Below are 24,610 nucleotides of genomic sequence, written 5' to 3' on the forward strand. Positions count from 1 at the left end.
GCGATCATCGAGAGGTTACAGATCGATCTCGGTCTCGGCGTACTCTTCGGGGAAGACGACGCGGTCGTCGAGGTCCTGAACTTGGAACAGCGGTGCGAGGGCGTTTTCGTTCTCGCCGTTCTCGTCGAACGAGATCGGCGGCATCGCCGCGATGTGGTCGCTGACCTCGATCTCGGAGAGCGCGTCGTTGATATCCTCGGGATCGCTCGAGCCCGCTTCCTCGATGCCCGCGATGATGACCTCCGTCGCCGCGTAGGTCATCGCGACGTTGGCGTCGAACGATTCGTCGAACTCGCTTTCGTACCGCTCTCGAACCTCGCTCGCGCGATCGAGAGTGGGGTTGAGCGCGAAGTTCGTCGGCAGCGCGCCCTCGACGGTCTCGCCCATCTCCTCGAGCGCGCCCACGTCGTTGAGCGCCTCGTTCGCACAGCCGGCGATGAACGGGGGCGCGTAGTCCTGGTTGTCCATCGCCCTGACGAGTTCGACCGTCTCCGCCTCGTAGGTCGTCGCGATCACGACGTCCGGGTCCGCGTCGGCCAGTTGCGTGACCGCCGTGTCGGCCGTCTCGCCGAAGTCGATGCTGACCTCCTCAACGATTTCGATGTCTTGGTTCGGCAGTTCCGCCCGGAGGCTGTCCCGGACCGATTGGCCAAAGTCGATGTTGATGTAGTACAGCCCCGCCGTCTGGACCTCCCGTCCGGCGTCGCGGATGACCTGTGGCATCAACTCGGCGTGGTCGACTGCCATCTGCGACGCGGGCGGCTGCGGTCGGTAGGCATACTGCAGGTCGTTGTCTTGGAGGATCGCGTCGTCGACGGAGACGGAGATGACGAACGGAACGCCGGCGCGCTCGGCCGCACGCGTCGCCGCGTTAGTGACCGGGGAGGAGAAACAGCCGGTAACGACGTCGGCCCCATCGTCGATGAGGCTGTCGGTCACTTCGCCCCCGAGTTCCTGATTCCCCTGATTGTCCTCGCTGATGACCTCGAGTTCCGCGCCGTCGAGCGATTCGATGCCGCCGTTTTCGTTCTTCATCATGGCGGCCAGCTGGACCGCGTTGTCCATCCGCGTCCCCGTTCCGCCGAGGCTCCCGCTCAGCGGGTGGTTCGATCCGATGACAACGCTGCTCCCGTCTCCGTCATCATCCGAGGGGTCCTGTCCGACACACCCCGCGAGACCGAGCGTTCCCGCGGCACCGACGTACTTGATAAACGACCGTCTATCCGATTGGCTGGTAGTCCTCCGCATACAATGGTATCTGGAACCAACCCACATATAAGTTTGCCAAACGAGGACATACGACAGAAGCGGCGCGATTGGAAATAGCAGATGGGCCGGGCGATCACTCGAGACCGAGATAGAGTTCGACGAGTTCGTCTTCATCGAGCAGTTCCGCCGCCGGGCCGTCGAACTGCAGACGGCCCTGTGCGAGAATGTAGACGTAATCGGCGATTCGCAGCGCCTCGCGAACGTTCTGTTCGACGAGGATCACCTGTGCGCCCTGCTCGACGAGCGTCTGGGTCATCTCGAAGACGTCGTCGACGAGCGCCGGGGAGAGTCCCGCCGACGGCTCGTCGAGGAGGAACAGCTCCGAGCCGGTCATCATGGCCCGCCCGAAACTCAGCATCATCTGTTGGCCGCCCGAAAGGGAACTGCCCTTCGCGTCGAGTTTGTCCTCGAGATCGGGAAACACCTCGAGGACGGTGTCGAGCCGTTCGCGACGAACGTCGCGGTCGACGCGGAATCCGCCGAGCAGGAGGTTCTCCCTGACCGTCAGGGAGCCGAAGATGCCGCCGTCCTGCGGGAGCATCACCATGCCGTGCTTGAGGTTCTCGGCGGCGTTCGTCTCGGTGATATCCGTCTCGCCGAGCGAGATCGAACCCGACCAGACGGGGACCGCGCCGACGAGCGCCTTGAGTAGCGTCGACTTCCCGCTGCCGTTGGGGCCGAAGATGCAGGTGACGCCGTCGTGGCTCTCGACGGAAACGTCGTCGATCACGGTGTGATTGCCGTAGCCAGTAACGATGTCGTCCGCGACGAGTCGGCGCTGCTCGCCGATCGGATCGGCGTCGGTCTCGACGACCTGCGTCGTTGCGCTCGCACCCGCCGCAGCCGCGCTCGAGCCGCCCCCCGAAGCCGTCGCCGCGCCGCCGTCGGCCTCGCTCGCGGACGGGTCCGCGGCCGCATTCGAGTCGGGACCTGCTCCGAGTGCGTCACCGAGTCCGGCGTCGGGATCGGTCTCCGCGCCGAGATACGCCTCCCGGACGCGCTCGTCGCTGGTCACCGTCTCGAAGTCGCCGTCCATCACGACCTTCCCCTGATCGAAGACGGTGACGCGGTCCGTGAGTCCGGAGATAACGCTCATGTCGTGTTCGATGATCACGAAGGTCTGCCCCTCCTCGTTGAGTTCGTGCAGATGATCGAGGATCCGGTTCTGCAGCGCCGGGTTCACCCCCGCGGTGGGCTCGTCGAGCATGATACACTGGGGGTCGAGCATCAGGATCCGTCCGAGCTCGAGGAGTTGCTGTTGGCCGCCGCTGATGTCGCTGGCCTCGTGGTCGGCGATGTGTTCGATCTCGAGGCGCTCGATGATCTCTTGGGCGCGCTCGCGTTTCCCCTCGGTGATCCGGAGTCCCGAGCGGAGGCCGGCGGTGTAGACGCTCAGCAGGTTCTCCCTGACGGAGAGGTCCCGGAACGGAGAGGCGATCTGGAACGTCCGGCCGAGGCCGCGTCGCGCGATCGCGTCCGGCGACGCGTCGGTGATGTCGGTCCCGTCGAAGTAGACCGACCCCCCGTCGGCGTCGTAGAACCCGGTTACCGTGTTGAAAAACGTCGACTTGCCGCTCCCGTTCGGGCCGATGATCCCGTGGATCTCGCCCGCCTCGACCTGCAGGGAGATCCCGTCGTTCGCGATCAGGTTGCCGAACTGTTTCCGTAACTCCACAGTCTCGAGTATCGGTTCGCTCACGGGCGTATATCAGAGAGTATCCGCTTAAGGGTTTCCCACAGTTCACCGGAGCGTTCCCGGACGATTGTCTCATAAACCACAGCCGGCCGAACCGCCCCGTTCACGCGACGGTCGCGGACTCACAGCGGCCGCGTCGCGCGCAGGAGCCGCTCGTCCGCAGCGCGGTCGACGCCGATCGGCGCTCGGACGATCGGTAGATCGACGCCCGCGTCCCTGAGCGCGGCCAGTCGCTCCCTGACAGCCGTTTCGTCGCCGACGACCGCGACGTGGTCGAGAAACTCGTCCTCGACGGCCGCGGCCGCCGCCTCCGTCGTGGGTGCCGCCCGGATCGCGTCGATCATCGGCTCGAATCCCGCTTCCGCAGCCACGCGGTCGTAATAGCCCGGGATGTCGCGGAAGTACGTCGCGACGTGTTCGGCGGCGGCCGCGCGCGCCCGTTCCGGATCGTCGGCGACCGACACGAGGACGTACATCGCGACGTCGATGTCGTCGACGGCACGATCCGCGCGGTCGGCTCCCGTCTCGAGCCACTCGAGCGCCGTTTCGAACCGGGCTTCGGGGTAGAGGTTAGGCAGCCAGCCGTCGGCCAGTTCGCCGGTCAGGCGGACGTTACCCGGGCCGAGCGCCGCGTTGTAGATCGGGATCTCGCTCCGGACCGGATCGAAGGCGTCCCAGAAGGCGGTCCGGTCGGGCGCGAAAAAGTCGCCGTCGAACGCGCCGGGGTCGCCCGCGAGGTAGCGCCGGACCAGTTCGACGTACTCGGCCAGCCGCGCGAGCGGCCGGTCGAAGTCGACGCCGTGGAAGCCCTCGACGACGCCCGGATGGGCGACTCCGAGGCCGAGGATCGCGCGACCGCCCGAGTGGGCGTCGAGGGTCGCGATCGCCTGCGCCGTCGCGGCCGGGGTCCGCGAGAACGGGTTGACGATGCCCGTCGCCAGCCGGATCTCGTCCGTGACCGTCGCCCACCGCTCGAGTTTCCCGAACGCGGTCTCGCCCTGCCCCTCGGCGGCCCAGACGCTCTCGAAGCCCAGTTCCTCGGCGGTCCGCACGAGCTCGAGGTCGTCCCGCGTCGAGAAGAGGACCCCCGTGCGCTCGGTCATTCGATGACCCCCTCGGCCGCGAGGTCGTTGTAGATGTCCAGCCGAGCGATCTCACCGTCCTCGATCCGGTAGATGTCGACGTACCGGACGTCCTCGAACCGCTCGCCGTCGGCGTCGACGCCGAAGAGGGTGCCCTGACTGACGACGACCGGGCTCGCTTCGATCCAGTCCGCGTACTCCTTCGCCGCTCGCTCGTAGCGGGGTGCGAGCCACTCGAGCATCTCGTCGGCCGCGCCGGGGCCCTCGAACCGCGCTCCGGGGAGGGTGATCACCGCGTTCTCGGCGAAGCAATCGCCGACGGTGTGCCGACGCTCGTCGTTGGCCATCCGCTCGAAGAACTCCTCGACCAGCGCTCTCGGCGTGTCGGTCATACGCGTCGTGCATTCGGCGGCGTGGACTTAACGTTCCCCTCGGACCGGCCGCGGACCACCCCGCTCGGAAGATAGCTTTAGGTGCGCGTCGCCGAAACGAGTGGTATGGTCTCGAGTACCACTCGCTCGCAGCGCCGCGAGCAGCGCGAGCGCAGTCCGATTCGCATCAGTCGATCAACCCCCGCCGCGCCGAGGAGGGACGACCCGTGACGACGAGCGCACCCGATCCGGCGAGCCCGTGGGAGGCGTCGATCTTCGACTTCCTCGAGCGACCGATCCCGGAACCGGTCCTCGAGCGGGGGGCGATGACCGTCGCCGACGTGCTGGCCGCGACGGTCTCGGGGAGCGCTGTCGAGCCGTACGAAGCGGCGTGGGAGTCCGTCGATCTCCCGGACGGGCCGTCGACGGTTATCGGCTCGAGTCGCACCACGTCGCCGGTACAGGCCGCCACGCTGAACGGGGCGGCGGCCATCGCACAGGAGATCGAAGAGGGCCACAACACCGGCGGTCACGTCGGCTCGGGCATCGTCGTCGGGGCGCTCGCGATGGCCGAACGCGCGGACGCCGACGGAGAGACGCTGGTCGAAAGCTGTGTCAAGGCCTACGAGATCTGCGCCCGGCTCGAGGAGGCGATCTTCGCGATGAAAGAGCGGCTCAACGAGGGCGTCCCGTGGCTCGTCAGGGACCCCCACGCGACGTGGACGACCGTCGGCCCGGCGCTCGCCGGCGTGCTGTGTACCGACCCCGATCCCAGTGTGGCTCGCGAGGCGTTCCGACTGGCCGCCAACCGCGCCCTGGTCTCGATGGACGACCCCTACGAGGCGGGACCGCCGTCGCGGAACCTGACCGCGGGCGCGTCCGCCGGCGTCGGCGTGACGATGGCCCAACTCGCGGCGGCGGGCATTCCCGGCTCGCCGGACGTAATGCGGTCGGTCTACGACCCGTTCGAGGAGCTGTTGCCGGACGGGTTCGCCGAGCGGTTCGCTTCGCTCGGCGACCACTGGGCGATCACGGAGAACTACTTCAAGCCGTATCCGTCGTGTCGGTACACGCACGCGCCCGTCGACGCTCTCCGCGAAATCGACGGCCCGATCGATTCGGACGCGATCGATCGGATCGTCGTCGAGACCTACGCGAACGCGGTCGACATGGCCCACACCGAACCGACGACGCTCACCGGCGCAAAGTTCTCGATCCCGTACGTCCTCGCGCGATACCTGAGAAGCGGTGAGCTCCGTCTCGAGCACTTCCACCCGGACCGGGTCGCGGACGACGCGGTCCGGGCCCTCGCCGATCGCGTGACCGTCCGAGGGGCCGACGAGTTCGACGACGCCTTCCCCGAGAACTGGGGCGCTCGAGTCACCCTCGAGTACGCCGACGGCCGGACCGCGGTCGGCGAACGGGCGTATCCTGCGGGGGACCACCGCGATCCGATCGCGCCGGCGGCGTTCGACGAGCGATTGCGGGCGCTGCTCGACTACGGCCTCCCGGACGGGAGCGCCGAGGACGCGTTCGCCGTCGTTCGCGACCCGCGAGCGGCCGACGCGCGGGAGATCAGTGCCCGGTTGCGACCCTGAGCCGGCCGCCAAACGGAACGAAAACCCATTAGCCCGACCGATTCTCAGGGCACCTATGACCGATTCAGACGCGACGCTCCGAGACCGGTTCGATCGCGACGACCTCCTCCTCGCGCCGGGCGTCGCGGACGCGCTCGAGGCGACGATCGCCGAACGGGCCGACGCCGACGCCCTCTACGTCAGCGGCAACGCCGTCGCGACGGCCGTCCACGGCGGCCCAGACGTCGGCCTGACGACGATGTCGGAGACCGTCGATCGCGTTCGCGAGATCACCGGTGCCGTCGACCGACCGGTGTTCTGCGACGCGGACGCCGGCTACGGGAACGCGCTGAACGTCTACCGGACCGTCCGCGAGTTCGAGCGCGCCGGCGCGGCCGGCGTCCACATCGAGGACCAGCGCGCGCCGAAGCAGTGCGGTCACTTCGACGGGAAGCGACTCGTTACGGCCGACGAGATGGTCGGCAAACTCGAGGCCGCGATCGACGCCCGCGAGGACGACTCGTTCGTCGTCGTCGCTCGCACCGACGCGGTCGCAGTCGGGGGACTCGAGGAGGCGATCGACCGCGCCCGAACGTACGTCGAGGCCGGGGCCGACGGGATCTTCGTCGACGCCCCGGAAACGGAGGCGCAACTGGCCGAGATCGGCGATCGCCTCGCCGACGTGCCGCTGGTCGTCAACCTCCCCTACGGCGGGAAGAGCCCGATGCTCCCCGCCGAGCGGGTCGCGGAGATGGGGTACGACGTCCTGCTCTTCGCGACGACGGCACAGAAAGCGAAGCTACGGCTGCTCGAGGCCGTCTACTCGGAACTCATCGAAACCGGGAACGAGCGCGGGCTCGTCGACCGGCTCGGCACGTGGGAGGACCGCGACGACGTGACCGACCTCGAGACGTGGCGCGAGCGCGAGAAGCGATACGCCGCGGAGGACACGGACGGGTCGGAATGAAAACGGCTGCCAGCGGCCTCAGTCGGCCGACTCGAGTTTTCGTCTCGTGTACGGTTTGAGTCCGCCCTGATCGACGAGGTCCTGCAGGAACGGCGGCAGCGGTTCGGCGTCGTACCGGATCTCCTCGTCGTGATCGTAGACGAACCCCTCGTCGACGTCGATCGAGATTTCGGCCCCGTCGTCGATCTCGCCGACGCCCGGGCAGAGCAACACCGGCAGACCGAGATTGATCGCGTTCCGGAAGAAGATCCGTGCGAACGACTGGGCGACGACGCCGGCGACGCCGGCACCGACGAGCGAGAGCGGGGCGTGTTCCCGCGAGGAGCCGCTCCCGAAGTTCTCGCCCGCGACGACGAAGTCGCCGGGTTCGACGTCGTCGGCGAACTCGGGCCGGAGGTCATTGAACGCGTGCTCGCCGAGTTCGTCCGGATCGCTCGAGACCAGAAACCGCGAGGGGGTGATCTGGTCGGTATCGATGTCGTCGCCGAAGACCCACGCGCGTCCGGTTCCGTCGACGCTCATCGAACCACCCCCACGTCGGAGACGGCGTGATCGTCGTACCGCGTCGTCTCGATCTCCCGCGGATCGGTGATCTCGCCGTACAGCGCCGTCGCGGCCGCGGTCGCCGGACTGCCGAGGTAGACCCGACTCTCCATCGACCCCTCGCGGCCGGGGAAGTTGCGGTTGGCCGTCGCCAGCGCGACATCGCCGTCGCCGAGCGCGCCCTGGTGCGTGCCGAAACACGGCCCGCAACCGGCGCTCTGGAACGTCGCGCCCGCGTCGACGAGCACCTCGAGCACGCCCGTCTCGAGACACCGCTGATACACCGCCCGGGAGGCCGGGACGACGATCAGGCGGGTGTTCGGGGCGACCTGCTCGCCCGCGAGGACATCTGCGACGACTCGGATGTCCTCGTAGCGGCCGTTGGTACAGGTACCGACGAAGACCTGATTGATGTCCGTGCCGGCGGTCTCGCCCACGTCGACCGCGTTTTCCGGGTTCGACGGCTTCGAGACCTGCGGCGCGAGGGCGTCGCCGTCGTAGGTGTAGACGGCCTCGTAACTCGCGTCGTCGTCGGCGGTGAGGTCGGGATCGACCCCGACCTCGAGACCGGCCTGCTCCTCGAGGTAGGTCGCCGTTCGGTCGTCCGGTTCGACGATGCCGGCTTTGCCGCCCATCTCGATCGCCATGTTCGAGAGCACGAGCCGCTGGTGAATCGGCAGGTCGCGGATCGCGCTCCCGCCGTACTCGGCCGTCTTGTACGTCGCACCGGCGAAGCCGACATCGCCGATAAAGCGGAGGATGAGGTCTTTCGCGTAGACGCCGTCTGGCAGGTCGCCCTCGACCTCGAAGCGGATCGTTTCGGGGACGCGGAACCAGAGTTCGCCCGTGGCAAAGGCGGTCCCGAGGTCGGTCGATCCGACGCCCGTTCCGAGCGCGCCCAGTCCGCCGTAGGTCGTCGAGTGGGAGTCAGCCCCGATGACGAGATCGCCCGGTTCGACGAACCCCTCCTCGATCATCACTTGGTGGCAGATGCCGTCGCTGATCTCGTACTGGTTCGCTCCGTACTCGGCGGCGAATTCCCTGACGATGTTGTGGTTGTTCGCGGCCTGTACCCCGTCCGCGGGAGCGTGGTGATCGAGCGTGAAGACGACGTTCTCCGGCGCGGCCAGCGCCGCGTCCTCGCCGGTCACGTCCTCGAAGACGTCGATGGTCAGCGGTCCGGTCACGTCGTGCGTGACCATCGCGTCGACCGTCGCCTCGACGTAGTCGCCGGCGGTCGCGTCTTCGCCCGATTTCTCCGAGAGGATCTTCTCCGTTATCGTTTTTCCTGTCATAGCTGTGGTGGCTGTGTTGAGTGTCGATTAGTCGGTCGTCGATTCGCCGGCGGCGGCCTCGAGTACCTGCTCGCGGGTCCCGCCCAGTAACGCGCGGCTCGGCGTTCCCAGCTCGAGCCGTTCGGCGACGTCTTCGGCGACTGCGAGCAGCCGGTCGAAGTCGACGCCGGTTTCGATCCCCATGTCGCGGAGCATGTTGACGAGGTCCTCCGTCGGCGTGTTGCCGACATCGCCCAGTCCGCCGGGGAGGATCGTCCCGCCGCCGAGGCCACAGACCGAGGTATCGAACCGCGAGACGCCACACTGCATGGCCGCGAGCGTGTTCGCGAGACTCATGCCGTTGGTGTCGTGCAGGTGGACCCCGAGGTCCGCGTCCGGATGCTGCTCGGAGACGGACGTCAGCGTCTCCGTGATCCCGCACGGGTCGGCCATCCCCATCGTCGTCGCGAGAGTCACTTCGTCGACGCCGGCCTCGAGGACGCGGTCGACGACGTAGCGGGTTCGCGCCAGCGGGATCCGGCCCTCGTAGGGACAGAAGAAACTCGTGCCGAGTCCCGCCTCGACTTCGATCCCCGTCCCCTCGGCCATCTCGACGATGGCCCTGACCTGCTCTAAGTTCTCCTCCAAGCTCATCCCCTGGTTTTTCTCGCGGTAGGTGTCGCTGATGACGACCAGGGCGTTGACCTTGTCGACGTCGGCCTGGATGGCCCGCTCCATCCCGATATCGTTCGGCACGAGCGCCCGGTAGGTCACGTCGTCGCGCCGGTCGATACGCTCGGCGACCTCGTCGGCGTCGCGAAGTCCGGGAACCGCCTCGGGATGGGTAAACGAGGTGAACTCGATCTCGTCGACGCCCGTCTCCGAGAGCGCGTCGATGATTTCGACTTTCTCGTCGGTCGGGACGAACTCCGGATAGCGCTGGAAGCCGTCCCGCGGGAGCATCTCGACGATCGTCGCGGCCTCGGGGAGTGTCATCGGATCACGCCCTCCGACTCGAGTTCCGCCAGCACGTCGTCGTCGTAGCCCAGATACCCACCGAACACGTCCTCGTTGTGTTCACCGAGGTCCGAGCCGAGGTGATCGACGCGACCCGGCGTCTCGCTGAACTTCGGAATCGCGTTCTGGACGGCCGCCTCGCCGAGATCGTCGTCGTCGACTCTGACGACCGCCTCTCGGGCCTCGTAGTGATCGTCCTCCATGATGTCCGCGACGTTGTACACCGGCGCGATCGTCGCGTCGTGTTCCTCGAACGTCTCGAGGATCTCCTCGCGGGTGTGGTCGGCCATCCAGTCTCCGATGATCTCGTCGAGTTCCTCGACGTTCTCGAGGCGGCGCTCGTTGTCGGCGAATCGCGGGTCGTCTTTCAGGTCAGGTCGGCCGATCGCGTCGAAGGTCCGCATCGCGAGCGGCTGTGCGCTCGCGGCGAGGGCGACCCAGCGGTCGTCGCCGGTTCGGTAGACGTTCCGCGGGGCCGACGAGGTCGACCGATTGCCCGAGCGGCGGGCGATCTCGCCGGTCTGATCGTAGGTCAACGGGAACGGGCCGATCAGGTTGAAGATCGGCTCGATCAGGCTCACGTCGATGTACTGCCCGGTGCCGCCGTTGACGTCGCGGTGGTACAGCGCGAACATCACCGAGAACGTCGCGTACAGTGCGGCGATGTTGTCCGCCAGTCCCGTCGGCGGCAACAGGGGCGGCCGGTCCTCGAAGCCGTTGACGTAGGCGAAACCGCTCATCGCCTCCGCGAGCGTCCCGAAACCCGGCTTTTCGGAGTACGGCCCCGTCTGTCCGTACCCCGACATCCGCAGCATGACGAGCCCCGGATTCTCCTCGGAGAGGGCGTCCCAGCCGAGGTTCCAGCGCTCGAGCGTGCCGGGTCGGAAGTTCTCGATCAGCACGTCGGCTTCCGAGACGAGGTCGACGAAGACGGTCTGTCCCCGCTCGGAGGAGACGTCGAGCGTCACGGACTGCTTGTTCCGGCTCAGATACTTGTGCCACATACCGATGCCGTCCTTCTGGGTCCCGAAGTTGCGAATGTGATCGCCGTGTTCGGGGTGTTCGACCTTGATCACCGTCGCGCCGAAGTCGGCGAGGAGCCGACCGACGGTCGGTCCGGAGATCATCGATCCCGCTTCTACTACCGTGAGTCCGTCGAGCGGACCCGGAGTGTCGTCTGTCATCGAAGTCGTGTGTGTCGTCGTTCAGTCGCGTGTGTCATCGTCGGGTTGGGTCGCGTATAACGCTGTTCGTGGCGGGGCCGATCGGTCAGACCGGGCGATCGACGTGGGTGCCCGTGCCGGGCTCGGCCAGCACCTCGCCGTCCGCGTAGGCGAGTTCGCCGCCCGCGACGGTGTGGGTCGGCCATCCCGTCACCTCGCGGCCCTCGTAGATCGAGTAATCGGCGACGCTCCGGAGCAACTCGGGCGTCACCGTCTTCGTCTCCTCGAGGTCGACGACGATCAGATCGGCGTCGCTGCCGACGCGGATCGTCCCCTTCTTCGGGTAGAGGTTCCACGCCTTCGCGGTGTTCGTGCTCGTGACCTCGACCGCGCGCTCGAGGTCGATCCGTCCCTCGTTGACCCCCTCCGAGAGGATCAGCGGGAGCATGGTCGCCGTCGAGGGGAAGCCGAGTTTGCTCTCGCGGATGGTGTCGCCGATCTTCTCGTCGGTCGTGTTCGCGCAGTGGTCGGTGCCGATACAGGAGATGGTGCCGTCGGCGACGCGCTCCCAGAGGGTCTCCTTGTCGCTCTCGTGGCGCACGGGCGGATTGACCTTCATGCGGTCGTCGCACTCCTCGGCGGTCAGCGTCAGGTAGTGGGTGCAGGTCTCGCCGGTGACCTCGTAGCCCGCGTCCTGTAGCGTCGCGAGTTCGTCGGCCGTCCGTCCGGCGCTGACGTGGACGGCGTAGAAGCTGTCGTCGTAATCGTGTTGCTTCGCGAGGCTCGCGCCCGCGACCATGCTCTGGGTCTCGGCGTAGTCGGGGAACTCCTCGACGAAGACCTCGTAGCTCTCTTCCTCGGCGTCCCCGTCCGCTTCGGTCTCGACGTAGGGGTTACCCCCCGCCAGCGCGTTCGTGATCTCGACGTTCTCGGAGTGGTAGCCGAGCGTCGTCTCCACGTCCTGGTCGGCGAGCGTCTCGATGAACGCGTCGCCGAAGTCGTCGCGCATCTCGCAGTCGACGCCGAACTTCTCCGCGGCGGCGTACTTGTAGTTCATGTACCACTTGAACGTCGTGATCCCGAACTCGTCGATGATCGTCGGGATCTCCGCGACGTGGTCGAACGAGAGCAGTCCCAGCGAGAAGAAGTAGTCGTGGCGGTAGTTCGCTTCGGCCGCCTCGACGTAGTCGCCCATGATCTCCTCGTAGGCACCCGGCCGACGGAAGAAGTTCCCCGTCGTCGTCACGCCGCCGACGAGATCCGACCGGCTCTCCGTGTTCGCGTCCTCGGCCAGCGAGTTGTAGATCCCGTGGTGAGTGTGGGGGTCGATCGCGCCCGGCAGGACGTGGTCGCCGCCGGCGTCGATCGTCTCGTCGCCGTCGAGCGAGCCGCGTTCGCCGATCGCCGAGATTCGGCCGTCGCTCGCGGCGACGTCGGCCTCGAGCAGCCCGTCTTCGGTGACGAGAGTGCCGTTTTCGATCACGAGGTCGTGACCCGTCACTCCGACTCACCCATGTTCTCGAGGTAGTCCTCGACTTCGTCGGTCTCGAGCACTTCCGCGTACTTCATCCACATGTCGAGCAGGCCGATCTTGTGCGAGGCTTCGATCCGGTCGAAGATGCACTCCTGTGGCAGGACGACGTCGAAGCCGTGTTGCTGGGCGTCGACCGTCGTCGCCCGCACGCAGCCGCTGGTGGAGTTGCCGACGACGACCAGCGTGTCCACGTCGTTGCGGTTCAGCCGGGCGAGCAGATCGGTGCCGTAGAACGCGCTCGCGTAGCTCTTGTCGACGACCGTCTCGCCCGGTTCGGGCGCGACGGGATCGACGATCGCGAGATCCTCGTGGTCCGGGTCGTCGTACGAACTCGGGACCACCCGCGTGTACCCGACGGGGATATCGTTCCCCCGGGCGAACTCGAGGAAGTCCGCGATCCGATCGACCGCGTCCCACGCGATCTCTCCCATCGCGGTGCGGTGTTCCTCGACCGCCTCGAGGATCGGCACGTCGTCGCCGACGATCAGTTCTTGGACGTCGATGACGAGGACCATCGGGTTCTCGCCCGCGCCGCGTGACTCCCACGAGGACGCGCCGTCCTTGTCGTAGCCTGCCTTCTCGATAACACGTTTGTCCTGCTCGGATAGCAGGTCTTCCCAGACACGATCCGTCATATCTTGACACGTGTGATCGAATGACTATAAAGCTGCGTACTCGCCTCCGAAACCCGATAGGTTCCGTCGGCCCGGCGAGAGAGCGCCGCGCCTCCGCGCGGAGAGATGGGCCGTTCGGTCGACGGACCGACCGGCGAGGGGTGTGAGCGCGGCATCGAATCACACCTCGAGGGAGTCGCCGGCGTGTCTACCGGCGAGTCGGCCGAGTCCGAGCGCGGTGGTCAGCCCGTTGCCGCTGAGGTAGCCGTCCGCGCCGTGACCGCTGATCCCCGCCGCGGTGCCGCCGCCCGCGTAGAGGTTGTCGACGACGCTCCCGTCGGACTGCAGGACGCGGCCGTGTTCGTCGACGAGCAAGCCGCCCTGCGTGTGGAACAGCGAGCCGACGATCGTCGCGCCGTAAAACGGTGGCTCGAGGACGGCGCGGCCGTCGACGCGGCCGACCGAGTCCGGTTCGTCCGCTCGAACCGCATCGTTGTACGACTCGAGGGCCGCGGCGGTCGCCGACGGGTCGCACCCCAGTTCTGCGGCCAGCGTCTCGATGTCGGGCGCGCTGACGTACGAGCCGAGATCGACCGCCTCGTCGAAGTCGTCGAACTCGCCGCGGAGTTTCTCGAAGATCCGCTCGTCGAAGAGTTCGTAGCCGACGCCGCCCGGCTGGTCGACGACGTCGATGGCGAGCGCGGAATAGCCCTTGGCTTCGTTGCCGAACCGCTTGCCGTCCTCGTTGACGAGGACGCCGCCGTTCATGATGACCGCGTACGTCGAGAGCGCGCCGGTTCCCTGCACGACGGTCGCGTGCCCCTGGAAGGAATCCATGTACGCGATTTCGGCGTCGAGCGCCGCTCCCCAGCGGATACCGTCGCCGGTGTTGCCGTCCGAGCCGAAGTACAGCGCGTCCGCGATCTCCCCGCAGTTGTTCTCGACCATCCGCCGGTTACCGGCGAAGCCGTCGGTCGCGAGGACGACCTTCCCCGCGCCGATCACCTCCTCGTGCGTTTCGCCGGCGACCGCACCCGCGACCGCGTCGCCGTCCGCGACGAGTTTCGTCACGGGCGTGTTCGTGAGCAGTTCGATATCGTCGGCGGCCTCGATCCGCGCCGCCAGTTCGTCTATCAAGTGCTCCCCGTTCCGGCCGGGCGGCGCGTGCATCCGGTAGGCCGAGTGTTGGGGGTACTTGAAATCGTCCACGAGTCGGAGCGTGATATCCCAGTCGTCGACCAGCCAGTGGACCAAGTGCTTGCTCTCCGCACAGAGGTGTCGTACCATCTCCTCGTCGGCCTCGTAATCGTTCTTCTCGAGGATGTCCCGGGCCATGTCGTCGGCCGTTTCCTCGATGCCCGCGTCGCGCTGAAACCGCGTCCCCGCCGCGGGGATCATCCCCGTCGACAGCGACGTATTGCCACCCAGCCGGTCCGACTTCTCGAGGACGGTGACGGTCCCGTTCGTTCGTTCAGAAGCCGCGAGCGCGGCGACCAGCCCCGTTCCACCGCCGCCGGCGACGAGCACGTCGGTTTCGACGTCGATCGTCACGTCGTCGACGGAGACGACTTCGGGCGTGGCATCTTCGATTGTCCGTCGGCTGTAATCGGGAGTCGACATACCGTGTGTATCGGTGCCACCGATACGTAAAGGTATTCACTCCGCTGATTCCGCGGCGTAACGTCGAAACGGCGGCCGATTCGCCATCCCGGAATCTCGGCGCTACGCGCTCACATCGGAGACAGGGATTCAACGAACCGGCCGTCTCGTTCGGGGGTAGCGAACCGCCGTTCCCCTAGAAAGAACTTTGCGGGTCGGTCGAGTAGGTGTCTGCAATGACAGCCCACGAATCCGAACGCATCCAATCGGTCGAGACGGCCTTCGAGATTCTCGATTACCTCCAGCACAACGAGGGGGCTGGAGTGACCGAGATCGCCGACGCGCTGTCGGTGTCGAAGAGCACCGCACACGGTCATCTGTCGACGATGGAGTCGATAGGACACGTCGTCAAAGTCGACGGAACCTACCGCGTCGGACTGCGCTTCCTCGAGCTCGGCCACCACGCGCGGTCGCGGTACAACCTCTACGAGTCGGCGAAGGCGGAAGCCGACCAGCTCGCGGAGATGACCGGTGAGCGGTGTCAGATAATGGTCCCGGAGGGCCACCACGGCGTCTACATCTACCAGACCGCCGGCGAACAGGCCGTCCGAACGGACTCCCACATCGGCAGCACCGTCGATCTCCACTGTACCGCGGTCGGCAAGTGCTACCTCGCCAACCTGCCCAAAGACGAACTCGAGGCCTACCTCGACGACGTCGGACTCGCAGAACAGACCGAACACACGATCACGGACCGAGAGGCGTTCCGGGACGAACTCGAGACGGTTCGCGAACAGGGGTACGCCCTGAACCGCGAGGAGCGGATCATCGGCATGCGAGCGGTCGGCGCACCGATCGTCACCGACCAGAACGACGTGCTCGGGGCGATCAGCGTCTCGGTGCCGACGACCCGCATCGACGACCGCGCCGCGGAAGACGAGCTGCCGAAACAGGTCCAACGGAGCGCTCGCGTCATCGCGATTCGGACGACCTACAGCTAACTCGTTCGCTCTTACGGAACGATCCGTCGGGATGGAGCGATATGACGCCGCGGAACCGACAAATTCACTCAGACGCTATTTCTATTTACACCCATATACCTGTAATTCATCTGCGTTCGTCGTTCGGTCGTTCACCACTACGGAACGCTCACGGCTTCAGGATACCAACTCCCGAACGTGAGACGGCTGGATTGTAATTCAGGCTGTGCAGTACACGACAGTGCTCGGACGAACCGTTCGCCGGAACACCGGCAGTACGTATCGTTCTGGTACCGCGTACGGCAATCAGTGGCTCACCGTTTCAAAATAGTCTTAGATCCGATAGGAAGCCTCTCGTATAACTTATCACAAATATTTGCTAGGACCCAGCCCATGCGGTATCCGTATCGACGCCAAAGCCCGCGGTCGGAGAGTTCAACGTTGCGGTAGAGTGCTATCTCAGCGAGGGCTGTGCCATCGTCAGTGTGGTATGCTCCTCGTCGTGTAGCAATAATATCGAAGTAGATTTCATCTTCGAGCCGAATAAAACGGTAGTATCTGTTTGGTCGATGCTGGATCAAGAGAAACGGATACCCGTACCGTCGATCGACACGTCGGGCACGCTGGTTCATTGACTGCAGTGCGGTCCGATTCGGCTCCAGTTGTCGGCCAGATACCGCCCTCTCATACCGAACTCTGGACGGCAGCCGTACTCGAGCGATACTGAATTACTATAGATGGTGAGTAGTATAGTAAAGTGATAACTACCCTAGTAACTATTCTGAACGTCTTCGAAATCGGTCGTCGAACCACGGCCGAACTCAAGCACCGAAGGTGTCGGTTGGCAGCAGCAGTACTCGCGAAGAAGGGACATACCAAACTATCGGTCGTGCCGGTGTGTTCGTGTCGCTCAAGTCATCGGCGGCGAGTGCCGACCACACTCACGGCGTAGTGGTCACTGCTCAAATCGATTCGAACAGGATGATCAGATGTCGCCCCGGACAGAAAAACGGCGAACTAAACGTACGGTTGCCGATCAATACCTACGGGCCATCACCCGGCCGATATCGGGTCTCGAACGAATCGAGCGGCAGAGCTGGAAACGATTGGCATCGTCTGAATCAGCCGAAATCCGTATCAATACCGACGGAGAAAGGGTACGTGGTTCAGAACAGCGGAATCGCGCCCGTGAGGATGGCAACCGTCAGCATGACCAGCGACACGACCCACGCCCAGAGGAAGGTGAACTTGATGTGTTCGCCGAGGTCGACGTCGGCGAGTCCGATCAGCAAGTACGTCGCACCGGTCAGCGGCGAGATCGGGAACCCGACCGTCATCTGCCCGATCAGCGACGCGCGAACGACCGCGACTTCGGGGATACCGTACGCCTGAGCCGTCTCGGCTAACACCGGCAGTACGCCGAAGTAGTAGGCGTCGGGGCTAAAGACGAGGCTCGCCGGCATCGCGATGAGTCCGACCAGCGCGGCCATGTACGATCCCATCCAATCGGGGACGATCGAGACCAAGATGTTCGCCATCTCGGTGATCATTCCGGTCTCATTGAGAACGCCGAGCAGGACGCCCGCGGCGAGGAGAATTCCGACGTAGGTCATCACGTCCGAGGAGTACTCCTCGAGGATGTTCCGTTGTTCTTCGTAGTCCGGAACGTTCACGACGAGGGCGATCACGAGTCCGATCATGAAGACGATCGCCGGACTGGTGATGTCGAGCATCAGGAGCGCGATAATCGCGACCGTCACGAGGACGTTGAAATACCAGCGCCGGTTCACTCCGGTCTCGAGTTCCGTGCCGCCGTCGGTCCGGAGATCGGTCTCGTCACCGGCGAGCGCTTCCGTGACGAGTCGCTCCCGTTCGTTCTCGGAGAGTTCGAGGTCGGTGTCGATCCGTCGGCTGAAGTAGTACGCGATCAGGAGGATCGTCGCGAATCCCGCGATCTGTGCCGGTATCAGCGGATTGTAAACGTTTCCGACGGTCGCAGCATCGACGGAGCCGATCGCTCGAACCGTGACACCGCCCCACGGGACGAGATTCATCGTCCCCGCGCTCAACGCCGCCAGCGCGGCTAGAATCTTCGTATCGACATCGAGTGCCGCGTAGATCGGCAGGAGCGCCGGAATCGTGATGAGGAAGGTCGTCGCACCGGCCCCGTCGAGGTGTGACGCGACCGCCAAGACCACCGTTCCGAACGTCAGCAGCGCGGGTCGATCCAGGACGACGTGGATGACTCGCCTCACGAGCGGATCGAACAATCCTCTGTCCCGCATGATCGCGAAGTACCAGACGGCGAACGCGAACATGGCGGTGATCTCGACGATTCCACCCAGCCCGGAGGCCGCGAACTCCCCCAGTTCCGACGGCCCGAATCCGGCGACGAGCGCGCCGAGGACCGGGACGATGATCAGGGTCGGTACCACGTACGTAATCTTCCCGATGATCAACACCAGAATGAGCGCGATCACCAGATAGCCGATGATACCGAGCCCGGTCCCGTCGAGTTGCAACGGCACTACTGGCAGCGATTGTGTGATGCTAACTAACATCCTGTGGGACTATCCCATCTACCCTCATAATTATTTTGGTAGTCATTCACTCACTGAGGATAGCGACGCCCCGAGACGGGGATCTCCCGCCGATATCGTCCCCACCGAAGTACATATGGTCTGACGAATAGATAGTTCGGAGCGTATGAAACCGACCCGCTCAGCGCTGTTCATACCCGGCAATCGTCCCGAGTGGATCGACAGTGCAGCGACTAATGGGGCCGACCTCGTTATCATCGACCTCGAGGATGCCGTCCCGCCGGCCGAAACGGCCGCGGCCAGAGACGACGTCTCGGACGCAGTCCCGACGCTTCGAGACGACGGCCAACGCGTCTTCGTCCGTATCAACGGGCATCCGAACGCGTCGGCCGACAGTGTCACCCGAGATCTCGAGGCGATCGTCCCCCGAGAGCCGAACGGGCTCGTCGTCCCGAAGGTCGCGACCCCCGCGGATATCGAGGAACTCGAGGCCGTCCTCACGCATATCGAGCGGCGCGAGGGGCTGGATATCGGGAGCACGGAACTCCTCGTGACGATCGAAACGGCACGGGCGATGAAACAGTGCTACGAGATCTGTCTCGCGTCCGACCGCGTCACGTCCATCATGTGCGGGGCCACGAAGGGAACGGATACGAACCGTGCACTCCGGTTCGACTGGACGGGGCCGGGTCGACAAGGCCTCGAGACAGTACACATGCGGCAGAAGGCGCTGCTCGACGCGAGAGCCGCGGGTATCGATTACCCGCTCGCCGGACCGTACGTCGACATCGACGATCACGACGGGCTGGTCGAGGACATCGAATTCGCTCGCGAAATGGGATACGAGGGATACGTCGTCGTTCACCCGTCGCACGTCCAGTACGCGAACGATCAGTTCACGCCCGACAGCGAGACCGTCGAGTACTGGATCGACCTCTACGCAGCGTTGCAGGACGCGATCGATCTCGGCGAGAGCGCGATCCGCTACCGCGGCGAGATGATCGATACGGCGAACCTCGAAACGGCCCGGGAGCACCTCCGGCGTGCGGTCGCGTTTCGGGACGAACTGGACGACGATGTCGCGGAGCGACTAAACGACCTCGAGTACGCGTCGGACTGAGCAACGATGCCGGATCGCGAGCAGCACAACCAGTAGAAATCATCACGACCGAAGGACCGGTTCGACCCTATCGGTCGGGGTGAGCCGTCTCCGGTGACCCGACGACGCCGCGCTCGATCAACGCCGCGACTTCCGCCTCGGTGTATCCCATCCGCTCGAGCGTCTCGTACGTGTCTTCACCGACGCGAGGAACGCCTCGAGTGATCCCCGTCGTGTCGTCGTCGTACTTCACGGGATGGTCGATCACCGACAGTTCCTCGTCGCCCATCCGTATCTCGGAGCGCAGTTCTCGGTGTTTCACGTGCTCGTCGTCCCAGACCTCCTTCGTATCGTAGATCGGACCGCTCGGAACGCCGTGATCAGCCATCACGTCGAACCACTCCGTCGTCGACCGTGCAGTTAGTTCGTCTTCCAGAATCGACTCGAGTTCGTCCCGGTTCGCACGCCGCTGTTCGGTCGTCTGGAAGCGGTCGTCCGTCGCGAGTTCGGGGCGATCGATAGCGGCGCACAATTTCTCCCAGTGGTGATCCTGCACGACGACGATCGCGAGATGCGAGTCCGCCGTCTCGAAGACGCCGTAGGGGACGAACTCGTCCAGTTTGTTTCCCATCCGCGGATACGGGTCGTCCGTCGCGAAGGTGTAGCCGGCCCGGACGGTCAGCCAGGAGAGCATACAGTCCAGCATCGAGACATCGATTCGCTGGCCCTCGCCGGTCCGTTCGCGCCGGAAGAGCGACCCGAGAATCGCCTGCACCGCGTACATCGAGGCGGCGATGTCGGCGATCGGGATGCCCGAGCGATACGGTTTCGAATCCGGCGGTCCCGTGATGCTCATGTTCCCCGACATCGCCTGTGCGATGATGTCGAGCGCGGGGTACTCGGCGTAGGGACCGTCCTGCCCGAAGCCGCTGATCGAGCAGTAGACGATTTCCGGATTCCGCTCGGCGACTGTCTCGTAGTCGATTCCGAACCGCTCCATCGCCCCCGGCCGAAAGTTTTCGACGACCACGTCCGCTTCCTCGGCCAACTCGAGAAAGAGCGCTGCGCCCTCGTCGCTCTTGAGGTTCAGGGAGACGGATCGTTTGTTCCGATTGACGGATGCGAAGTAGGAGCTGAAATCGCCGACGTAGGGCGGGTTGTGACGGCCCACGTCTCCTCCCGTCGGTCGTTCGATCTTCACGACGTCGGCACCCATGTCAGCGAGCGTCATCGACGCGAACGATCCCGAGACGACTTGCGTCACGTCTAAGACGGTGATAGTATCGAGCATGCGTTTCGTATCCTCCAGTAGTCAGGCCGCCTGAACGTGGAACAGGGACGGTAATAAACGTTTGTGCGAATCGATGGATTCGAACGATATCGTCCGGCTTCCGCCGAGGGAACGGCGACTCCGTAGCCGATCCCAGCACGCTCGTTCGGTATCGTCGCTCCGACGACTGGTCACGTTTCACGCTGTGAATTATATATCGAATCGGTCAACTGGGAGTAACTACTAAATAGTCGGCAACGGAAGACCGGGACGATATGGGGACGGACGATCCGGGCCGAACCGGCGATCGAGACGGCAGGAACACGATCAAAGCGGTCGACACGTCGCTTTCGATCGTCGAGGCACTCAAACGAGAACGGACGGCGAAAGTCAGCGAACTGGCCCAATTGACCGGGCATTCGAAAGCGAACGTGTACAAGCACCTTAACACGCTCAAAGCGCAGGGGTTCGTCGAGCGGGATGATGACGAGTTCCGTCTTGGACTCGGCTATCTCGATCTCGGCGGGCTGGTTCGGGAGCAACTCGAGGGCCAGCACATCATCAAGCCGAAGATCGCCGAGATCGCCGACAAAACGGAGGAGGTCGCCCAATACATGGTCGAGTCGAACGGGAAATCGGTCATCGTCTTCAAGGAAGTCGGCCATCAGGGCGTGTCGCTCCGAACGAGAGTCGGCGCGCAGCTCCCGATCCATCAGGTCGCGTCGGGGAAGGCCATGCTCGCGTTCATGCCCGACGCTCGCGTCGACGAGATCGTACAGCGCCACGGGCTTCCAGCGGCGACGGAGAACACGATCACCGATCCAGAGACGCTCAACGACGAACTAGCAGAAATCCGAGAGCGAGGATACGCGACGAATCGGTCGGAGAGTACGAAGAAGCTATTCGCCGTTTCCGTCCCGGTGATGTCCGTCTCGGAGAACGTCATCGGAGCATGTACCGTTTCCGGACCGACTCATCGTATGAACGATACCGGAAAAACGTCACAAGTGGTCGAGACACTGCGAAGTGTGACCAACGAAATCGAACTGAACCTCGCTCATTCTTGAATTCCTTGCCATTCTCGGGTACCGACTCTCTGTTACTATTATGAATTGCCCGCGATTCAGCTATCGGCCCTTCCCATTACATACATATGAGGGTAAAATATCATTCGGTCTCCGCCGTTTGCCGCCGGAAACTCGAGCGGCAACCGACGGAGACGGAGAAGACGGAACGCCGACAACGGACTCGAGCAGCCGGGGACCGTCCTCGACGCACTCTCCGCGGCGGCCGTCCTCGATATCTTCAACCACTACAGCGACATCTTGACGATGTCGAACATCGCACAGACGGTCAACGTCCTGCAGTGTCTCATCGAGACCGACGCGGACGAGGCCTGGGCGCGTCCGACCTACCGCGTCTTTGACCTGTACGCGCCGCACAAGGGGAACGAGGCCGTCCAGACGTCCGTCGAGACGCCGGTGCGCGATCTCGAGGACGATCAGGAGCTGCCCCTCGTCGGAGCGTCCGCATCGACCGACGGTGACGAGGCCTACGTCACCGTTACGAACCTCGACTGTCGCGAGACGCATACGGTCGAAGTGTCCCTCGAGGGAATGGCACTCGAGCCCGATGCCGTCGACGCGGAGATACTGTTCGAGGATCAAGCCCCCGAAACGGAAGTCGACGCCGACACCGCGGCGACGGTCGCCGCCGACGACCTCGACGTGACGGTCGACAGCGGGTCGCTGATAGCCGATCTCCCCTCCTCAACGGTAGCCGGCATCTCGATTAAGTAGCTCACAACAGATCGCTAACGATCGCCGAGCCGTCCGTTTTCGGTCGTCGAAATCCGATGAGGGGGTCGGATTCGGTCGTGACATCGACCGCTGGGAGCAGTAAGACCATCGCGGACGCTCATCCGTAGACGAGCTATCGGTTGTCATACAGAACGAGAGACAGATAGAGATATCGAACGGACCGACGGACCGGTTGACGAATGCGGCTAGGCATCACGCTGGATCTCCATATCGATGATCGAAAGACGAGCGATTCTGAAGCGGTAATAAATATGGTATTTATGGTGTACTATTTAGATATGAAGCGTTACAGCGATCGTCGGTATCCGAAGTTTTTATCTCGAAACCAATGCCGGTAGCGATGGCGGAAGCGACTGAACTGCAGTATTGAATCGACGAGAAACGGATGGCATCGGCATCGCATCGGTTATGGAATTTCTGATTGGTTTCTCGAGTGATCACCACAATCGGGATTTTATAGCCGCCATAAACCCACGTATCATTCGTTTCAATATCGACAGTGACGTACGAGCGGTAGCGTCCTCCACTGGAAGGATCCCCGAGTTATCGCTCGCAACACAATCGAACAACGGTCAGTCTCGAGTTGTCGATCGGCTTCGAAGAAGCAGTCATGGCCGATCACGAAGGCCGCTTGATCCACCAACACTCAAATATTATAATAGTATTTCAATCTGGTAGTTGGTCAGGACGGACTGCAGTCGGAACACCGCAACTGGTCGAAATAATGCACCGGTCCGGAGCTGCGACCGGCTGCGAAGGAGCTACGGATCGAGTCGGCCGCGAGGTCCCTCGAGGAGACCGTAGAAAAGACGCGATCAGCGGTCCCGATTCGATGCCGACCACTGCAGATCGGCGTCCGAGAGACCCGACAGTGTCCCACCCCGGGACGAACAACGCCCTCTCTTACTCGGAGTCGGCGAGCAACTCGCCAACGTATCCGTCTTCCCACTCGCGACGAGCCTCGAGTTCCCGTCGCCCGCGGGCCGTGACCGTGTAGTAATTCGTTCGCTGGTCGAGTTCGCCTTTCTCGACGAGCCCTTTATCCACGAGGGTGTCGAGGTTGGGGTAGAGTCGTCCGTGGTGGATCTCCTTTTCGTAGTACTCCTCGAGTTCCTCCTTGGTCGCGAGTCCGTGCGGTTCGTCCTGCCCGGCGATCGTGTATAGCAAGTCTCGCTGGAAGCCAGTGAGATCGTACATATCGGAATTTCTGTCTATCGGCAGATAAGGATTCCGAGAATACGTGAGCGGAAGATATCATGGACTAAACTAGTATACGGCTCGAATACGACTGATTGAATGAGTCCCGAAAGAGTGAGTCACGTAGTCAACGACTATTCTATCGAAACTGCTCGAGAACGACTCTCGAGAGACGTATCGGTCTCGTTCCGAAGAATAGCTACGCTCGGGGCAACGAGTTTCGTCACCTATCGCGGAGAGGTCGGCGGCGCTGGGAAACTGTACCCTCGTTTGCGGATAGAGAGTCGAGTCGAGCAACAGCGGCTCCCAATTCAGTAGTCGCACGGGAACGAAACGGGACACATCACGGTCTATAGGAGAGAAATTCGAGTCGGTAGCATCGTGTTACCTCAGTACAGAGCCAGTAGCATTAATTATCACTACGTCCGACGTACCAACGGCGGGGGGATACGGTTGTCTATCTTCTTCCAGCGAGAAAATTCCGCCGTTCACAGCGGGCGTGAATCGCGTAATCCCGGTGCCACAATCCACTCGGTCTGCCCCGCTGAATACCCAACGGCACAAGAATTATTGGAATTGGGTATTTTATATTTGATGAGGCCAAATGGAGTATCACCTGCAATCTGGGCCGCACACAGTCTACGCGCTCCAATATCACTTCGTGACCGTCACGAAGTATCGAGCCGACATCCTCACAGATGAGCGGTTAGAGCGCGTAGCCGAAGTCGCTCACGAGATTGCAGACGGCTTTGAGGCCGACATCAAGAGCGTGGACGGCGGGGCCGACCACGTTCACATCCTGTTCACGACCAAACCCACCACAGAACTCACGAAGTTCATCAACTCGCTCAAGGGTGTCACCTCGCGCCGGATTCGCAAGGAGTACCCCGAAGTGAAAGACCATCTCGAAGATGCGTTCTGGCAACCGGGGTACTTCCTTGCCACGACCGGACAGGTGATCATTGACGTACTGATGAACTACGTGGCCGACCAGTAGC

20 protein-coding genes and 1 pseudogene are annotated in these 24,610 nt (G+C 63.8%); 7 read left to right on the forward strand and 14 right to left on the reverse strand.

The features are described from left to right. Positions 1-15: 15 nt before the first annotated feature. The 4 genes from ACT4ML_RS16705 to ACT4ML_RS16720 all read right to left on the reverse strand — a co-directional run bounded on the left by ACT4ML_RS16705 (position 16) and on the right by ACT4ML_RS16720 (position 4,439). Positions 16-1,248, reverse strand: coding sequence for an ABC transporter substrate-binding protein (locus tag ACT4ML_RS16705; RefSeq protein WP_444721878.1), 1,233 nt, complete (start codon positions 1,246-1,248; stop codon positions 16-18). A 94-nt stretch (positions 1,249-1,342) separates the two neighbouring features. Next, positions 1,343-2,968, reverse strand: coding sequence for an ATP-binding cassette domain-containing protein (locus ACT4ML_RS16710; protein ID WP_444721879.1), 1,626 nt, complete (start codon positions 2,966-2,968; stop codon positions 1,343-1,345). A 119-nt stretch (positions 2,969-3,087) separates the two neighbouring features. Beyond that, entirely contained in the window at positions 3,088-4,068 is a 981-nt protein-coding gene (locus ACT4ML_RS16715; protein WP_444721880.1) for an LLM class flavin-dependent oxidoreductase, read from the reverse strand. Further along, positions 4,065-4,439: a nuclear transport factor 2 family protein gene (locus ACT4ML_RS16720; RefSeq protein WP_444721881.1), complete on the reverse strand. Its 375-nt coding sequence runs from the start codon at positions 4,437-4,439 to the stop codon at positions 4,065-4,067. The genes ACT4ML_RS16715 and ACT4ML_RS16720 overlap by 4 nt, the downstream gene beginning before the upstream one ends. 206 nt (positions 4,440-4,645) lie before the next feature. Here ACT4ML_RS16720 and ACT4ML_RS16725 point away from each other — a divergent pair, with 206 nt between their 5' ends. Next, positions 4,646-6,016 carry an MmgE/PrpD family protein gene (locus tag ACT4ML_RS16725; RefSeq protein ID WP_444721882.1) on the forward strand — a complete coding sequence of 457 codons (1,371 nt, stop codon included), beginning with the start codon at positions 4,646-4,648 and terminating at the stop codon, positions 6,014-6,016. Between the two features lie 55 nt (positions 6,017-6,071). Continuing rightward, positions 6,072-6,962: an isocitrate lyase/PEP mutase family protein gene (locus tag ACT4ML_RS16730; RefSeq protein ID WP_444721883.1), complete on the forward strand. Its 891-nt coding sequence runs from the start codon at positions 6,072-6,074 to the stop codon at positions 6,960-6,962. Between the two features lie 18 nt (positions 6,963-6,980). Here ACT4ML_RS16730 and ACT4ML_RS16735 read toward each other — a convergent pair whose 3' ends face one another. From ACT4ML_RS16735 to ACT4ML_RS16765, 7 genes are all read right to left on the reverse strand, one after another. Then, positions 6,981-7,484, reverse strand: coding sequence for a LeuD/DmdB family oxidoreductase small subunit (locus tag ACT4ML_RS16735; protein WP_444721884.1), 504 nt, complete (start codon positions 7,482-7,484; stop codon positions 6,981-6,983). Further along, the gene (locus tag ACT4ML_RS16740) at positions 7,481-8,800 is read right to left on the reverse strand and encodes a 3-isopropylmalate dehydratase large subunit (protein ID WP_444721885.1); all 1,320 of its coding nucleotides are present in this window, start codon (positions 8,798-8,800) and stop codon (positions 7,481-7,483) included. Before ACT4ML_RS16740 ends, ACT4ML_RS16735 begins: the two co-directional genes overlap by 4 nt. A gap of 27 nt (positions 8,801-8,827) precedes the next feature. Further along, positions 8,828-9,775, reverse strand: a complete 948-nt coding sequence (locus tag ACT4ML_RS16745) for a hydroxymethylglutaryl-CoA lyase (protein WP_444721886.1) — start codon at positions 9,773-9,775, stop codon at positions 8,828-8,830. Beyond that, positions 9,772-10,980, reverse strand: a complete 1,209-nt coding sequence (locus ACT4ML_RS16750; protein WP_444721887.1) for a CaiB/BaiF CoA transferase family protein — start codon at positions 10,978-10,980, stop codon at positions 9,772-9,774. The genes ACT4ML_RS16745 and ACT4ML_RS16750 overlap by 4 nt, the downstream gene beginning before the upstream one ends. Before the next feature lie 85 nt (positions 10,981-11,065). Continuing rightward, complete coding sequence (locus tag ACT4ML_RS16755) at positions 11,066-12,460, reverse strand: dihydroorotase (RefSeq protein ID WP_444721888.1); 1,395 nt, start codon at positions 12,458-12,460, stop codon at positions 11,066-11,068. Beyond that, a complete protein-coding gene (locus tag ACT4ML_RS16760) occupies positions 12,457-13,128 on the reverse strand; it encodes an isochorismatase family protein (protein ID WP_444721889.1) in 672 nt (223 codons plus the stop codon). The genes ACT4ML_RS16755 and ACT4ML_RS16760 overlap by 4 nt, the downstream gene beginning before the upstream one ends. A 159-nt stretch (positions 13,129-13,287) precedes the next feature. Beyond that, on the reverse strand, positions 13,288-14,727 hold the full coding sequence (locus ACT4ML_RS16765) for an FAD-dependent oxidoreductase (protein ID WP_444721890.1): 1,440 nt from the start codon (positions 14,725-14,727) through the stop codon (positions 13,288-13,290). A gap of 215 nt (positions 14,728-14,942) precedes the next feature. Between ACT4ML_RS16765 and ACT4ML_RS16770 the strand changes: the two genes are divergently transcribed. After that, on the forward strand, positions 14,943-15,707 hold the full coding sequence (locus tag ACT4ML_RS16770; protein WP_444721891.1) for an IclR family transcriptional regulator: 765 nt from the start codon (positions 14,943-14,945) through the stop codon (positions 15,705-15,707). A 1,145-nt stretch (positions 15,708-16,852) separates the two neighbouring features. On the opposite strand, the gene ACT4ML_RS16775 is transcribed toward ACT4ML_RS16770, so the two are convergent. Continuing rightward, positions 16,853-18,247, reverse strand: coding sequence for a CitMHS family transporter (locus ACT4ML_RS16775; protein WP_444721892.1), 1,395 nt, complete (start codon positions 18,245-18,247; stop codon positions 16,853-16,855). A gap of 145 nt (positions 18,248-18,392) precedes the next feature. Between ACT4ML_RS16775 and ACT4ML_RS16780 the strand changes: the two genes are divergently transcribed. Continuing rightward, positions 18,393-19,346, forward strand: coding sequence for an HpcH/HpaI aldolase/citrate lyase family protein (locus tag ACT4ML_RS16780; protein ID WP_444721893.1), 954 nt, complete (start codon positions 18,393-18,395; stop codon positions 19,344-19,346). A 67-nt stretch (positions 19,347-19,413) separates the two neighbouring features. On the opposite strand, the gene ACT4ML_RS16785 is transcribed toward ACT4ML_RS16780, so the two are convergent. Next, complete coding sequence (locus ACT4ML_RS16785) at positions 19,414-20,616, reverse strand: CaiB/BaiF CoA transferase family protein (RefSeq protein ID WP_444721894.1); 1,203 nt, start codon at positions 20,614-20,616, stop codon at positions 19,414-19,416. Positions 20,617-20,870: 254 nt separating this feature from the next. Between ACT4ML_RS16785 and ACT4ML_RS16790 the strand changes: the two genes are divergently transcribed. Further along, positions 20,871-21,662: an IclR family transcriptional regulator gene (locus ACT4ML_RS16790; RefSeq protein WP_444721895.1), complete on the forward strand. Its 792-nt coding sequence runs from the start codon at positions 20,871-20,873 to the stop codon at positions 21,660-21,662. A gap of 168 nt (positions 21,663-21,830) precedes the next feature. Further along, positions 21,831-22,394, forward strand: a pseudogene (locus ACT4ML_RS16795) (alpha-L-arabinofuranosidase C-terminal domain-containing protein); the annotation flags it as partial. Positions 22,395-23,318: 924 nt separating this feature from the next. Here ACT4ML_RS16795 and ACT4ML_RS16800 read toward each other — a convergent pair. Then, positions 23,319-23,612 carry a PadR family transcriptional regulator gene (locus ACT4ML_RS16800; RefSeq protein WP_444721896.1) on the reverse strand — a complete coding sequence of 98 codons (294 nt, stop codon included), beginning with the start codon at positions 23,610-23,612 and terminating at the stop codon, positions 23,319-23,321. 604 nt (positions 23,613-24,216) lie between these two features. Here ACT4ML_RS16800 and tnpA point away from each other — a divergent pair. Next, complete coding sequence (gene tnpA / locus ACT4ML_RS16805) at positions 24,217-24,609, forward strand: IS200/IS605 family transposase (RefSeq protein WP_444721897.1); 393 nt, start codon at positions 24,217-24,219, stop codon at positions 24,607-24,609. Position 24,610: the final 1 nt, after the last annotated feature.

It is taken from the genome of Natrinema sp. LN54, from assembly GCF_052439245.1.
In the GTDB taxonomy this organism is placed as follows: Archaea; Halobacteriota; Halobacteria; order Halobacteriales; family Natrialbaceae; genus Natrinema; species Natrinema versiforme_A.